This window comes from Streptomyces sp. G45, assembly GCF_049542095.1.
GTDB lineage: Bacteria > Actinomycetota > Actinomycetes > Streptomycetales > Streptomycetaceae > Streptomyces.
On record NZ_JBMUZU010000001.1, the window covers coordinates 6,042,826 to 6,056,269 of the forward strand.

12 protein-coding genes are annotated in these 13,444 nt (G+C 71.6%); 5 read left to right on the forward strand and 7 right to left on the reverse strand.

Annotation, left to right across the window (positions count from 1 at the left end; all coding sequences use genetic code 11):
• Positions 1-6: 6 nt before the first annotated feature.
• Positions 7-660, forward strand: a complete 654-nt coding sequence (locus ACOBQU_RS25425; protein ID WP_423629835.1) for a DsbA family protein — start codon at positions 7-9, stop codon at positions 658-660.
• Between the two features lie 3 nt (positions 661-663).
• On the opposite strand, the gene ACOBQU_RS25430 is transcribed toward ACOBQU_RS25425, so the two are convergent.
• From ACOBQU_RS25430 to ACOBQU_RS25445, 4 genes are all read right to left on the reverse strand, one after another.
• Entirely contained in the window at positions 664-873 is a 210-nt protein-coding gene (locus ACOBQU_RS25430) for a hypothetical protein (protein ID WP_423629837.1), read from the reverse strand.
• Between the two features lie 142 nt (positions 874-1,015).
• Positions 1,016-1,666 carry a superoxide dismutase gene (locus tag ACOBQU_RS25435; protein WP_423629839.1) on the reverse strand — a complete coding sequence of 217 codons (651 nt, stop codon included), beginning with the start codon at positions 1,664-1,666 and terminating at the stop codon, positions 1,016-1,018.
• 253 nt (positions 1,667-1,919) lie between these two features.
• Positions 1,920-3,326, reverse strand: coding sequence for an amino acid permease (locus tag ACOBQU_RS25440; protein WP_423629841.1), 1,407 nt, complete (start codon positions 3,324-3,326; stop codon positions 1,920-1,922).
• A gap of 268 nt (positions 3,327-3,594) precedes the next feature.
• Entirely contained in the window at positions 3,595-5,025 is a 1,431-nt protein-coding gene (locus tag ACOBQU_RS25445) for an amino acid permease (RefSeq protein WP_423629843.1), read from the reverse strand.
• 260 nt (positions 5,026-5,285) lie between these two features.
• Here ACOBQU_RS25445 and ACOBQU_RS25450 point away from each other — a divergent pair, with 260 nt between their 5' ends.
• The gene (locus ACOBQU_RS25450) at positions 5,286-5,897 is read left to right on the forward strand and encodes a biotin transporter BioY (RefSeq protein WP_423629845.1); all 612 of its coding nucleotides are present in this window, start codon (positions 5,286-5,288) and stop codon (positions 5,895-5,897) included.
• Here ACOBQU_RS25450 and ACOBQU_RS25455 read toward each other — a convergent pair.
• On the reverse strand, positions 5,881-7,209 hold the full coding sequence (locus tag ACOBQU_RS25455; protein ID WP_423634712.1) for an FAD-binding oxidoreductase: 1,329 nt from the start codon (positions 7,207-7,209) through the stop codon (positions 5,881-5,883). The genes ACOBQU_RS25450 and ACOBQU_RS25455 overlap by 17 nt on opposite strands.
• A 186-nt stretch (positions 7,210-7,395) precedes the next feature.
• Complete coding sequence (locus ACOBQU_RS25460; RefSeq protein ID WP_423629847.1) at positions 7,396-8,847, reverse strand: amino acid permease; 1,452 nt, start codon at positions 8,845-8,847, stop codon at positions 7,396-7,398.
• 218 nt (positions 8,848-9,065) lie between these two features.
• Between ACOBQU_RS25460 and ACOBQU_RS25465 the strand changes: the two genes are divergently transcribed.
• Together ACOBQU_RS25465 and ACOBQU_RS25470 are read left to right on the forward strand one after the other, a co-directional pair.
• Positions 9,066-9,551 carry a ribose-5-phosphate isomerase gene (locus ACOBQU_RS25465; RefSeq protein ID WP_423629849.1) on the forward strand — a complete coding sequence of 162 codons (486 nt, stop codon included), beginning with the start codon at positions 9,066-9,068 and terminating at the stop codon, positions 9,549-9,551.
• Positions 9,552-9,811: 260 nt separating this feature from the next.
• The gene (locus ACOBQU_RS25470) at positions 9,812-10,636 is read left to right on the forward strand and encodes an Fpg/Nei family DNA glycosylase (RefSeq protein ID WP_423629851.1); all 825 of its coding nucleotides are present in this window, start codon (positions 9,812-9,814) and stop codon (positions 10,634-10,636) included.
• A gap of 35 nt (positions 10,637-10,671) precedes the next feature.
• Here ACOBQU_RS25470 and ACOBQU_RS25475 read toward each other — a convergent pair whose 3' ends face one another.
• Positions 10,672-11,907 carry a GNAT family N-acetyltransferase gene (locus tag ACOBQU_RS25475; RefSeq protein WP_423629853.1) on the reverse strand — a complete coding sequence of 412 codons (1,236 nt, stop codon included), beginning with the start codon at positions 11,905-11,907 and terminating at the stop codon, positions 10,672-10,674.
• Positions 11,908-12,081: 174 nt separating this feature from the next.
• Here ACOBQU_RS25475 and ACOBQU_RS25480 point away from each other — a divergent pair, with 174 nt between their 5' ends.
• Positions 12,082-13,266 carry a PP2C family protein-serine/threonine phosphatase gene (locus ACOBQU_RS25480; protein WP_423629855.1) on the forward strand — a complete coding sequence of 395 codons (1,185 nt, stop codon included), beginning with the start codon at positions 12,082-12,084 and terminating at the stop codon, positions 13,264-13,266.
• Positions 13,267-13,444: the final 178 nt, after the last annotated feature.

Genomic DNA, 13,444 nt, shown 5'->3' on the forward strand with positions numbered 1-13,444 from the left:
AGAGACATGTCCGAGACCACCGCCGACGCCGTCGCGAGGACCCCCGTCGACTTCTGGTTCGACCCGCTGTGCCCGTGGGCGTGGATGACCTCCCGCTGGGTCCTGGAAGTCGAGAAGGTCCGCGACATCGAGGTCCGCTGGCACCTGATGAGCCTCGCCGTCCTGAACGAGAACAAGCTGGACGAGCTGCCCGAGGAATACCGCGAGATGCTGGAGACGACGGCCTGGGGCCCCGTCCGCGTCGTCATCGCCGCCCAGCAGGAGCACGGCGCCGAGGTCCTCGGCGCCCTCTACACCGCGCTCGGCACCCGCATCCACAACCAGGGCGAGGGCCCCACCAAGGAGGCCGTGGCCGGTGCCCTGAAGGAGGTCGGCCTGCCCGAGTCCCTCCTGGAGCACTGGGACGACACGCCGTACGAGGCCGAGCTGCGGGCCTCGCACCGCGAGGGCATCGAGAAGGTCGGCCAGGACGTGGGCACGCCCGTCATCGCCGTCCCCGGCGCCGACGGCGAGCAGATCGCCTTCTTCGGCCCGGTCGTCACCCCCGCCCCCAAGGGCGAGGCCGCGGGCCGCCTGTGGGACGGCACGCTGCTGGTGGCGGGCACCCCCGGCTTCTACGAGATCAAGCGGACGCGGACGCAGGGCCCGATTTTCGACTGATCCTCAGTCGAAGACGGGGACCCGGATGGTGCTGTCGAATGGGCGCTTGTTCCCGCCGGTCCGCAGGTTGCGGCAGCCCGGCGCGAGGCACACGAGGAACTCGTTCACGCTCGCGCGGCCGAGGCGGCCCTTGAGCCACGCCGCCTCGCGCTCGTCCAGCCTCCGGTGGGGTTCGAAGCGGTCGCACGTGTAGCAGAACTCTTCATTCGCCATGGCGGTACCTTCGGCCGGAATCCCCGGTACCGAAAGGCCCCCGTGAGTCACGTCCTCACGGGGGCCTTTCCTCTATCCGCCTGCCGACGCGAAGGTTGAGAAGACGATCACGAGGCAGGGCGTTCGGTGCGACGGGTCGGCGTCACGGGGCCAGCAGCAGGCTGTTGACGCGCTGCTTGGCGGCCTCGTAGCGCTTGGCCACGTCCTGCCAGTTGACGACCTGCCACATGGCCTCGATGAAGTCCACCTTCTGGTTCTTGTACTGCAGGTAGAAGGCGTGCTCCCAGGCGTCGAAGACCAGGATCGGCGTGGAGCCCTGGCCGACGTTGCCCTGGTGGTCGTAGATCTGCTCGACGATCAGGCGGTCGCTGAGCGGCTCGTAGGCGAGCACGCCCCAGCCCGAGCCCTGGGTCGTCGCCGAGGCCTTGGTGAGCTGGGCCTTGAACTTGGCGAAGGAGCCGAAGGACTCGGTGATGGCGTCCGCGAGGTCGCCCACGCCGTCGGCGTGGGTCGGCTCGCCGCCGCCGCCGTCCTTCGGGCTGTTCATGTTGTGCCAGTAGATGCTGTGCAGGATGTGCCCGGAGAGGTGGAAGGCCAGGTTCTTCTCCAGGCCGTTGATGGCGCCCCACGACTCCTTGTCGCGCGCCTCGGCGAGCTGCTCCAGGGTGTCGTTCGCGCCCTTCACGTACGCCGCGTGGTGCTTGTCGTGGTGGAGCTCGATGATCTGCGGGTTGATCACCGGTTCCAGCGCCGCGTAGTCGTACGGGAGTTCGGGAAGCGTGTAAATGGCCATCAGTGAGCCCTCCGACCGTGCTCTGCGTGCCTGCCGCGCCGTGTGTCGCGCGGCGCCGCCGCGCACCTCTTATTGCGACCTATGTGCAAGTGCAGGCTAGCAGCAGTAGGGGAGAGAAGTTGATCAGCCCTTCGTCCTAGGCCATGGCGGGAATACGGAGGCGGGGGCGCCCCTGAGCGGACGAGCGCCCTGCCCGCACGACAGGAGCCCCGGACCACACCGTGGTCCGGGGCTCCCTGGAAGCCGGAGGCCGTCAGGCGGTCGGCGCCGCCTCGCGCCGCTCCATGAGCTTCTGCCGTACGAGGCCGACGCCGATGAGGATCAGGGTGAGGCCGCCCGTGTAGTAGAGCTGGGTGCGGGTCTCTTCCTCGCGGGCCATCAGGACGAAGACCGTGGCCATGCCGAGCAGGGCGACATAGGTCAGCCAGGGGAAGAGCCACATCTTCACCACGAGCTTCTCGGGCGCCTCGCGCTCCAGCTTCGTCCGCAGCCGCAGCTGCGCCGCGGCGATGAAGAACCAGACGACGAGGATGATCGCGCCGATGGTGTTGAGCAGCCACTGGAAGATGTCGTCGGGCCGCCAGTAGCTCAGCAGCACGCACAGGAACCCGAAGGCCGACGAGGTCAGCACGGCGACGCGCGGCACGCCGCCCCACAGCTGGCCGAGCACCTTGGGCCCCTGGCCGCGCTGCACCAGGGAGTTGGCCATGCGGGAGGCGCCGTAGATGTTGGCGTTCATCGCGGAGAGCAGGGCGACGAGGATGACCACGTTCATGATCTGGCCCGCGCCGTCGATGCCGAGGTGGTCGAGCGTGGCGACGTAGGGGCCCTTGGCCGCGACCTCCTCGGCGGTCCACGGCAGCAGCGTGACGACGACCGCCATGGAGCCGATGTAGAAGACGGCGATCCGCCACATCGCCGTGCGCACGGCCTTGGCGACGCCCTGCACCGGGTGCTCGGACTCGGCCGCGGCGATGGTGACGGTCTCCAGGCCGCCGTACGCGAACACGGAGGCCAGCAGGCCGACGATGAGGCCGTCCACGCCGTTGGGCATGAAGCCGCCGTGGCCGGTGAGGTTGGTCATGCCGGGCGCGTCCGTGTCGGGGAGCACGCCGAGGATGGCGAGCACGCCGACGGCGAGGAAGAGCACGATCGCGGTGATCTTCAGGGCGGCGAACCAGAACTCGAACTCGCCGAAGTTCTTCACGGCGGCCAGGTTGGTGCCGCAGAACATCAGCATGAACAGGGCCACCCAGGCCCACTCGGGCACGCCCGGCACCCAGCCGTGCACGATCTGCGCGGCGCCGATGCCTTCGAGGCCGACGGCCACGCAGAGCAGGAACCAGAACGACCAGCCCGCCGTGAACCCGGCCCAGGGGCCCATGGCCCGCTCGGCGTGCACGGAGAAGGAGCCGGACGCGGGGTTGGCGGCGGCCATCTCGCCCAGCATGCGCATCACGAGCATGACCAGGGCGCCGGATATCGCGTAGGCCAGGATGATCGAGGGCCCGGCCGCGGCGATGGCCTTCCCGGAGCCGACGAAGAGCCCGGCGCCGATGACGCCGCCGAGGGCGATCATCGACAGATGGCGCTGCTTCAGGCCGTGTCCGAGGGGCGCTTCGGTCTGGGGCGGTGCGTCTTTCACGGACGTCTGAGACATGGGCGTCCCTGTTCGGTAGCGGGAAGACGGGGAGGAAACGCGCGGAAGCCGTGGGCGGCACCGCCCGGGGGAAGTGGCCCACAGTGTGAGCACTGGCACCGCTCACAGGGAACAGGTGCCCGGTATACGGACACGGTGCTTACACAAGGTGAAGATATCTTCACATCGCGATCACGTTGTCGTCATATGGCGGAGGTAGTTCGCCCGGTTCCGTCCCAACGGTGCCCCGCGTTCTCCGTATCGACGCTACGTCCGGCGCAGCTCGACGCTACGTCCGGCGCAGCCGCCACTCCCGCACCCACGCCACCGCGATCACCGTCGCCGTCGCGCCCGCCGACCACAGCAGCTGCGGTCGCGCGCCGTCGTCCCGGAGCATCAGGACCATCACGGCCGCCATCGCCGCGAGCGCCGCCCACGTCAGCCACGGGAAGCACCACATGCGCAGGGTGAGCCGCTCCGGCGCCTCCCGCTCGATGCGGCGCCGCAGGCGCAGCTGCGAGACGGCGATCAGCGCCCACACGAACAGCAGCGCCGCGCCGACCGAGTTGAGCATGTAGAGGAAGACGGACTCGGGCCACTTCAGATTGAGCAGCACCGATACGAAGCCGAACACCACGGACGCGAGGACCGCCCGGCGCGGCACCCCGCCCCCGGACACCGCGAGCAGCCCGCGCGGCGCCTCACCGCGCTCGGCGAGCGAGAAGATCATCCGCGAGGAGCCGTACAGATTGGCGTTCAGCGAGGAGAGCAGCGCCACGAACACCACGATGTTCATCAGCGTCCCGGCCGACGGGACGCCGATCGAGTCGAGCACCTTCACATACGGGCTGAGGCCCGCCCGCTGCGCGGTCCACGGCAGCACCGTCACGATGACCAGCATCGAGCCCACGTAGAAGAAGAGGATGCGGTACACCGCGCTGCGCACCGCGCGGGCCACCGAGCGCACCGGGTCGTCGGACTCGGCGGCGGCGATCGTCACGATCTCCAGGCCGCCGAACGCGAACAGGACCACGACCACGCCGGAGACCACCCCGTCCCAGCCGTGCGGCAGGAAGCCGCCCGCGCCGGTCAGGTTGGTGAAGCCCACCGGATCGGTGTCGGGCAGCACCCCGAAGACCGCGAGCAGCCCGAGCACCAGGAACGCCACGATCGCGAAGACCTTCAGGGCGGCGAACCAGAACTCGAACTCGCCGAAGTTCTTGACCGCCGCGAGGTTCGTGCCGGTGAAGAACACCATGAACACCAGCACCCACGTCCACTGCGGCACACCCGGCACCCACTCGTGCGCGATCCGCGCCGCGCCGGTCGCCTCCACGGCGAGCACCACGACCAGCAGGAACCAGTACAGCCACCCCACGGAGAACCCGGCCCACCGCCCGAGCGCCCGCTCCGCGTGCACGGAGAACGCGCCCGAGGCGGGCAGCGCCGCCGACATCTCGCCCAGCATCCGCATCACGCACATCGCGAGCGCGCCCGCGATCAGATACGACAGGACGATGCCGGGCCCGGCGACGGAGATCCCCGCGCCGGAGCCGACGAAGAGCCCGGCGCCGATGACGCCGCCGAGGCCGAGCATCGTCAGGTGCCGCTGCTTGAGGCCGCCGCCCAGGGGCTCGCCCTCCCGCGCGAGGGGGCGGGCGGCGGAGGAGCCCGCGCCGCTGCCGGGCGCCGCCGTGTCGGGCGGCAGGTGGTCGTGCATGGGCGGCGTACCCTCGGGCTTTCGGAGATTTGGCAGGAGTCCACAGTGTCCCCGGGCGACCGCCCGGCACGCAAAAGCGGGCCCACCTCAGTGACGAGCATCACCCCGGGGGCACGGGACGGTACGGGACGGGGCGGGCTTTTGTACGGAGCCCACCAAGCCCTGCCCCGGGCCTTTGTGCCCACACTCTCCTCATCCGCCCGGCCCGCCTGGGATAGCGTCGCAGGGTCCCACGCCGCACCCACCCCGGACGGAGTCCCATGAGCACTGCCGCCGTCTCACCTTCCGCAGGTTCCGCTGGTTCCGCTGGCCGCCCCGGCCTGGTCCTGGCCGACCTGATCCCCGCCTCCCGGCTGCGCGACGCCACCCTCGTGCTCGGCGGCGCCGCGCTCACCGGGATCGCCGCCCAGATCTCCGTGCCCGTGCCGGGCTCCCCGGTGCCGGTGACCGGCCAGACGTTCGCCGCGCTGCTCGTGGGCACGGCGCTGGGCGCCCGCCGCGGCCTGCTGTCGCTGCTGCTGTACGCGGTCGTCGGCATGGCGGGCGTGCCGTGGTTCGCCGAGGCCTCGTCCGGCTACGCGATGCCCTCGTTCGGCTATGTCCTCGGCATGCTGCTCGCCGCCCCGGTGGTGGGCGCCCTCGCCCGCCGCGGCGCCGACCGCAGCGTGCTGCGCACCGCGGGCACGATGGCGCTCGGCTCCGCGATCATCTACGCCGTGGGCGTGCCGTACCTGGCCGCCGCCACCGGCATGTCCCTGAGCGCGGCCGTCGCGGCGGGCCTGACCCCGTTCCTCATCGGCGACGCCCTGAAGGCGGCCCTCGCGATGGGCGCGCTGCCGCTGACGTGGAAGTGGGTCAACGACAAGCGCTGACGCTCGCCACGGCGTCACCGACGCCGTAGTTCCGCCTGAAGAGGTTCGCCGGGTCGTACGTGGCCTTCAGCCCGGCGAGCCTCTTCAGCGTTCCGGCGTCGTACAGCCCCTCGGGCCGGTCGCCGCTGGCGAAGGTGAAGTTCAGCGAGCGGCCGATGACGTCGTCGCGCACCGCCCCGAACGCCTCCGCGTACAGCGCGCGCAGGGCCTCGCGGTCCGTGCCGTCCAGCGGCGAGAGCAGCCGCAGCAGCCAGCCCGCCTCCCGGTGGGGCACGGCGTTGTCGGCGGGCCTGCCGAGCGCGCCCCCCAGGTGGTTGAGCTGCACCACGTGCATGTGGTCGGCGGCGGGCCCGGTCAGCGCCAGGATCCGGGCGACCGCGTCCGTGTCGAGGTCGCGCAGCACGCGGCTCTCCCCGTAGTAGGCGTGCGGGAAGTCCGGGTCGCTGTGGATGGTGTGGCTCTCGGTGTACGGCAGCTCGCGCAGGTCGTCCGAGACGGCGGGCCCGATCGCGCGCAGCGGCGCCACGAGCCGTTCGCCGTCGGCCGCGGAGCCGGTGTACGCCACCCGCACGGTCAGCAGGTAGCGGCCCCGCAGGTGCGGCGGCAGCTGCGGCAGGTCCGGGTAGACCAGGGCGGCCAGCGACGAGGTCAGCTCGTCGGGCACGGTGGCCGTCCAGGCGGCGTACGCACGCAAGGCGGCCGCCGGGTCGACCGCGCGGCCGTCGAAGGCGAGGGCGCCGCCGTACAGCCGCGCCACCGGCACCAGACCGGTCTCCAGGCCCGTGACGACCCCGAGGTTCGCGCCGCCGCCGAGCAGCCCCCAGAACAGCTCGGGCTCGCGGTCGGCCGTCACGTGCCGGGCCTCCCCGTCGGCGGTCACCACGTCCAGCGACCGCACGTGGTCGGCCGCGTACCCGAACTGCCGGGCCAGGATGCCGAGGCCGCCGCCGAGCGTGTACGACACGGCGCCGACGCCCGGCGCGGAGCCGTTCAGCGGCGCGAGGCCGTGCTCCGCCGCGGCCGCCACGACCTGCCCCCAGCGCGTGCCCGCCCCGACCCTGGCGGTCCGCGCCCCGGCGTCGACGGCGACCGCGTCCATGCGGCGGGTGCTGATCAGGACGCCGCCCTCCGCCGCGTCCGGCAGGCCGTGCCCGGTGGCCTGCACCCCCACGGGCAGGCCCGCCTCGGCGGCGTACCGCACGGCGGCCACCACATCGCCGGTGTCCCGGGCGGCGACCACCAGCGCGGGCCGCTGCGCGAAGCCGGTCTGGAACCCGGCGACTTCCTCGTCGTACCCCTCCTGACCGGGCAGGAAGGCACGTCGCTTGGCGGTGAGGTCACTGAGTCCCACGGTCTGTCCTCCGTCGCTGATCTTTCGTACGGGGCTCACTGTGCCGCAGTAACCTGACAGGCGCCGTCAGGTTTTCCGCCCTCTGGAAACGCCGCCGCCCACCGGCCCCTCGGAAAGGGCGGGTGGGCGGTTCGGAGAGGCGCGGGGTCAGCCCGACACGCGGGGCTGGACCTTCTCCCGGACCAGGGCGAAGCCCAGGACGAGCGCGCCGACGAGCAGGGACATCAGCATCTGCTTGCGCCCGGCGTCGTCGTAGATCATGTAGACGATCACGAACGAGATCATCCCGATGGTGACCCACGTCAGATACGGGAACAGCCACATCCTCACGACGAGCTTCTCCGGCTGCTCGCGCAGGATGATGCCGCGCATCCTCAGCTGCGTGAAGCAGATGACGAGCCACACGAACAGGGCGACCGCGCCGGACGAGTTCAGCAGGAACTCGAAGACGGTGTCCGGCCACTGGTAGTTGAACCACACGGCGACGAAGCCGAAGACGACCGAGCTGAGGATCGCGACGCGCGGCACGCCGCTCCCGGTGGTGCGGGTGAACGACTTCGGGGCGTCGCCGCGCTCGCCGAGCGAGAAGGCCATGCGCGAGGCCGTGTACAGGCCGGAGTTCAGGCAGGACAGGACGGCCGTCAGGATGATCACGTCCATGACCGTGCCCGCGTTCGGGATGCCGATGGAGTTCAGCGCGGCCACATAACTGCCGTCGTCGGCGATCGACTTGTCGTTCCACGGCAGCAGCGTGATGACGACGAAGATCGAGCCGAGGTAGAAGACGGCGATGCGCCAGATGACGCTGTTGGTGGCCTTGGTGACGGCGCGCTGCGGGTCCTCCGACTCACCGGCGGCGAGCGTGACGATCTCCGAGCCCATGAAGGAGAAGACCACCATCAGGACGCCGGTGAGGATGGCGCCCGCGCCGTTGGGCATGAACCCGCCCGCGTCGGTGAGGTGCGCGAAGCCGCTGCCCGGGTTGTCCGAGCCGGGCAGGACGCCGAACACGGCGAGCAGTCCGACGAGGACGAAGCCGCCGATCGCCACGACCTTGATGCCCGCGAACCAGAACTCGAACTCGCCGTAGGAGCCGACCGACACCAGGTTGGTGGCGGTGAGCACCACCATCACGATGAGGGCCCAGCCCCACTGCGGGACGCCCGGCATCCACTTGTTCAGGATGTCGGCACCGGCGGTCGCCTCCACGGCGAGCACCACGACCCAGAAGAACCAGTACAGCCAGCCGATGGTGAAGCCCGCCCAGCGCCCGAGGGCCTGGTCGGCGTAGGCCGAGAAGGACCCGGAGGACGGCCGGGCCGCGGCCATCTCGCCGAGCATCCGCATCACGAGCACGACCATGGCGCCCACGAGCGCGTACGAGACGAGGATCGCGGGCCCCGCCGCCTTGATCCCGGCGGCGGACCCGACGAACAGACCCGCACCGATCACGCCACCGATGGCGATCATCGACAGATGGCGGTTCTTCAGACCGGCCTTGAGGCCGTCGCCGTCACCGCCGTCGCCGCTCCCCGGCTGTGATTTCACGGGCCCGCTGGGGGTGCTGTCTTCCTTCGCAAGGGACGGTTGCGAGGTCATAGGCAGATCCTTTGGTTCACGGGCAAGAGCCTCCGCATTAAAAGCTCAGGGGCGTACGGGACGAAAGACCCGTCTCCGGATCGTTGTATTCAGCGGAATCCTGAGTGAACGGCCGGTCACGGACGATGACAGGACCCCGTGATTGGCCTGAACCAATCGGTGCCCGTCGACCGGCCCCACGGCGCCCCGCCACGGCCGCGCATGCCACACTCGGAGCCATGCGCGTGTACCTCGGCTCCGATCATGCCGGTTACGAACTCAAGAACCACCTCGTCGAATGGCTCAAGGCCCACGGCCACGAGCCCGTCGACTGCGGGCCCCACATCTACGACGCCCAGGACGACTACCCGCCCTTCTGCCTGCGCGCCGCGGAGCGCACGGCCGCGGACGCCGACTCCCTCGGCATCGTCATCGGCGGCTCCGGGAACGGGGAGCAGATCGCCGCGAACAAGGTGAAGGGGGTGCGGGCGGCGCTCGCCTGGAGCGAGCAGACCGCCGCGCTCGGGCGCGAGCACAACGACGCCAACGTCATCTCCATCGGGGGGCGGATGCACACCCTGGAGGAGGCCACGCGGTTCGTGGAGATCTTCCTCGCCACGCCGTACTCCGGTGAGGAGCGGCACTCCCGGCGCATCGAGATGCTCTCCCAGTACGAGACGACGGGCGAACTCCCGCCGATCCCCGCCCACCACCCCAAGGCCTGACCCTCGCGGGGCGCCCCAGACCCGCCCCTTCCCGAACCAGGGGGCCAGCCCCCTAGCACCCCCGAAATCGGCCTCCGGCCTCGTCCTCAAACGCCGGACGGGCTGGATGGTGCCGGTCGCGGCAGAGTTTCAGCCCGTCCGGCGTTTGAGGACGAGGCGCGAAGCGCCGAAAAAGCGGGGTGCCAGGGGCAGCCGCCCCTGGTTCGGGAAGGGGCGGGTCTGGGGCGCCCCCGCGAGGGCACCCGCAGAGGAGGAGCACCGTGCCGGAAGGGCACACCATTCACCGACTGGCGGCCGACCACCGGCACCGGTTCGAGGGGCGACCCGTCCGCGCGACCAGCCCCCAGGGCAAGTTCTCCGACAGCGCCGCCCTCCTGACCGGACAGCCCCTGGCCACCGCCGAGGCCCACGGCAAGCACCTCTTCCTCGGCTTCGCCGAAACCGGCTGGGTCCACATCCACCTCGGCCTGTTCGGCAAGTACACCTGGGGCGCCGCGCCCGCCCCGCCGCCCACGGACACCGTCCGCCTCCGCCTGGAGACCACCGCCCACTACTGCGACCTGCGCGGCCCCACCACCTGCGCGCTGATCACGGACGGGGAGAAGCAGGCGATACACGAGCGCCTGGGACCGGACCCGCTGCGCCCGGTGGAGCGGGGCGGCACCAATGACCCCGAGCGCGCCTGGCGCCGGATCTCCCGCAGCCGCACGACGATCGCGGCGCTGCTCCTCGACCAGAAGGTCATCGCGGGCGTCGGCAACGTCTACCGCGCGGAAGTCCTCTTCCGCCACGGCATCGACCCGTACACGCCCGGCAGGGACCTCACGCACGCCCAGTGGACCGCGATCTGGGCGGACCTGGTGGACCTGATGCGCGAGGGAGTGCGGCACAACCGCATCGACACCGTGCGCCCCGAGCACACGCCGGAGGCGATGGGCCGCCCGCCGCGCGTGGACGACCACGGCGGTGAGGTCTACGTGTACCGCAGGGCCCGCATGGCCTGCCACATCTGTGGCGGCGAGATCCGCACCGCCGACCTCGCCGCCCGCAACCTCTTCTGGTGCCCCACCTGCCAGGGCCGCTGAGCGGAGCACGGCGCGCCCGGCGAGCACGGGGGCGGTCAGAAGCCGTGGGGCAGCCAGGGGGCCACGGCGGAGCCGAAGGCGAGGTCGGCCTCCGCGAGGGCGCCGGGGCGCAGCTCCCGCACCCGCCCCGCGGCCGCGAGCCCCGCGAGCGACGTGCCGCCCAGATAGGCGGCGCCCAACTCCCGTACGGACAGGGAGAGGTCCGCGGAAGCGGCGTCGTCCACGCGCTTGCAGGACGCGCTCCGGGGATCGCCGTGCAGCCGCCAGCGGCCCTCGTTCCACGGGCAGAAGGAGTCCCGGACGTCCAGGACCACGTCGACGGGCGCCCGGTACGCGCGCGCTTCGAGGGCGGCGCCGACGTCCACCAGGCGTACGTACAGCGAGTCCCGGAAGCCGAGGTCGCAGCGCCGCACGTCGGAGACGAGGTGGAGCAGCGGATCGTCCACGGGCCGGTTGCGGAAGGTCAGCCTCGACGTCAGGTCGATGTCGAACAGGAAGCGCCACAGCGCGGCGTACGCCGCCGGGTCCAGGGCGTCCAGCTGCTTGACCCGCACCTCGCCCTTGGGGCCCTGGAAGTCCCAGTCGGGCTTGACCGAGAACAGCGCGTACCCGACGGTCTCGCCGTCGCGCTCGGCGAGCACGCACTGCAGCGGTGACGCGCCGTCCCGCTCCTTCTCCGGGTCGAGCAGCGGCAGCCGCTCCCAGCCGGGCTGCCGGGCGAGCATGCCGGGGCGGGTGGGCACCAGGCGCGCGTACACCGCCTCGCAGTCCGCGCTGGCGGCGGCCGGGTCCGCGTACCGCAGCCGCACGTCGTCCGTGCCCTCCGGCACGGAGAGCCGCACCCGGGTGGTGTCGATGTCCGCCCGCAGGCTCGTCGACGCGATGCCGTAGCCGAACCTGCCGTAGATGGCGGGCTCGGACGCGGTCAGCACGGCCAAGGCCTCACCGCGGCGCCGCACGTCGTCGAGCTGGCGCCGCATCATCGACGTGAGCAGCCCGCGGCGCCGGTGCGTGGCCGCGACGCTCACCATCGTCACGCCCGTCGCGTCCACGAGCGCGCCGCCCGGCACCGACAGCCGGAAGCTGAACCCGCCCGCCGTGCCCACGCAGACGTCGCCGTCCCAGATGCCCAGGGCGCGGTCGAACTCCGTGAGCGCGTCCCACAGCGCCTTCTCCTCGGGCGCCTCGGCGACCCCGCCGAACGCCACGATCAGTGTTTCGTACCACTGCTTCCAGTCGCTCTGGTCCAACTCCCGCAATTCTGCTGTCATATGCCATGCCTACCAGGGCTCCATGGGCGCGGCGAATGGTTTTCCGTGTGCCGGAACGCACGCGTGGACGCCGGGCGCGACGGCGCGGAGAGGTGCCCCCGAAGTGCCCCTGAAGGGGGACAAGAGGTACCTCCCGTGCGAAGCGCCTGGCCCGGTGGATAGGGTCCACGAGCAATGGCGGTACGACGAGTAGGGCGTGACCGGCGCGAACCGCGTGAGCGGCGCGCCGCGGCCGAGACGTTCCCGGCCCGGATGCGGAAGAAGGCGCACCGGGCCCGCGTCGGGCTGCGCAAATCCGGCGTGGACTACTTCCGCGGCGACGGCTCGGACTGGGTGGCGCTGGCCGCGCTGCTCCTCATGGTCCCCGTCATCACCGTCTGCACCATCGTCAACCCGGTGTGGTTCGCGCCCTCCACCCTCGTCCTGCCGATCGTCGCGGGCGGGCTGCTGCTTCGGCCCTCCAGCCTGCTCGGTCTGTACGCGGCCTCCGCCGCCGCGCTCATCGTGGAGTCCGCCCGGCTCGGCCCGTACACCGAGGGCCCCGCGCGGGTCACCCCCGGCACGGTCCTGACCGTCGCGGCCTGCGGGTTCTTCGGGCTGCTCATCGCCCAGTTCCGCAGCCGCGTCGGGGTGCCGTGGCGGGGCGGCGGGACGATGCTGTTCGACCTGCGCGAGCGCATCCGGGTGCAGAGCAAGCTGCCGAAGCTGCCGCGCGGCTGGCACCGCGAGATGGCGCTGCGGCCCGCGGGCGGGCAGTCCTTCTCCGGGGACTTCGTGGTGGCCGCCCGCACGAACGGCGGCCGCACCCTCGAAGTCGTCCTCACCGACGTCTCCGGCAAGGGCATGGACGCCGGGTCCCGGGCGCTGCTCCTTTCCGGCGCCTTCGGCGGCCTCCTCGGCTCCCTGCCGCCGCACGCCTTCCTGCCCGCCGCCAACGGCTACCTGCTCCGCCAGGACTGGGACGAGGGCTTCGCCACCTCCATCCACCTCGTCCTCGACCTGGAGACCGGCGACTACGAGCTGCTGTCCGCCGGGCACCTGCCCGCGCTCCAGCTCAGCGCGGGCACCGGGCGCTGGGAGGAGAAGTCCGCCGACGGGCCCCTCCTCGGGGTGTTCGACGGCGCCCAGTTCGACCCCGTCAAGGGCTCGCTGCGGCCCGGGGACGTCCTGATGCTGTTCACCGACGGCATCGTCGAGGCCGCCGACCGCGACATCGCCGAGGGCATCGACCGGCTCACCGGGGAGGCCGACCGCTATGTCGCCGGGGGCTTCCACGGCGCCGCGTGGCATCTCATCGAGGCGGTCGCCAAGGACGTCAACGACGACCGGGCGCTGCTGCTGATCTGCCGCGAGCCCTGACCCTCGCGGGGGCGCCCCAGACCCGCCCCTTCCCGAACCAGGGGCGGCCGCCCCTGGCACCCCGCTCCATCGGCGCTCCGCGCCTCGTCCTCAAACGCCGGACGGGCTGAATCATCGCGCTCCGCGCTCGTCCTCAAACGCCGGACGGGCTGAATCGTCGCGGTGCGTGCTCGTCCTC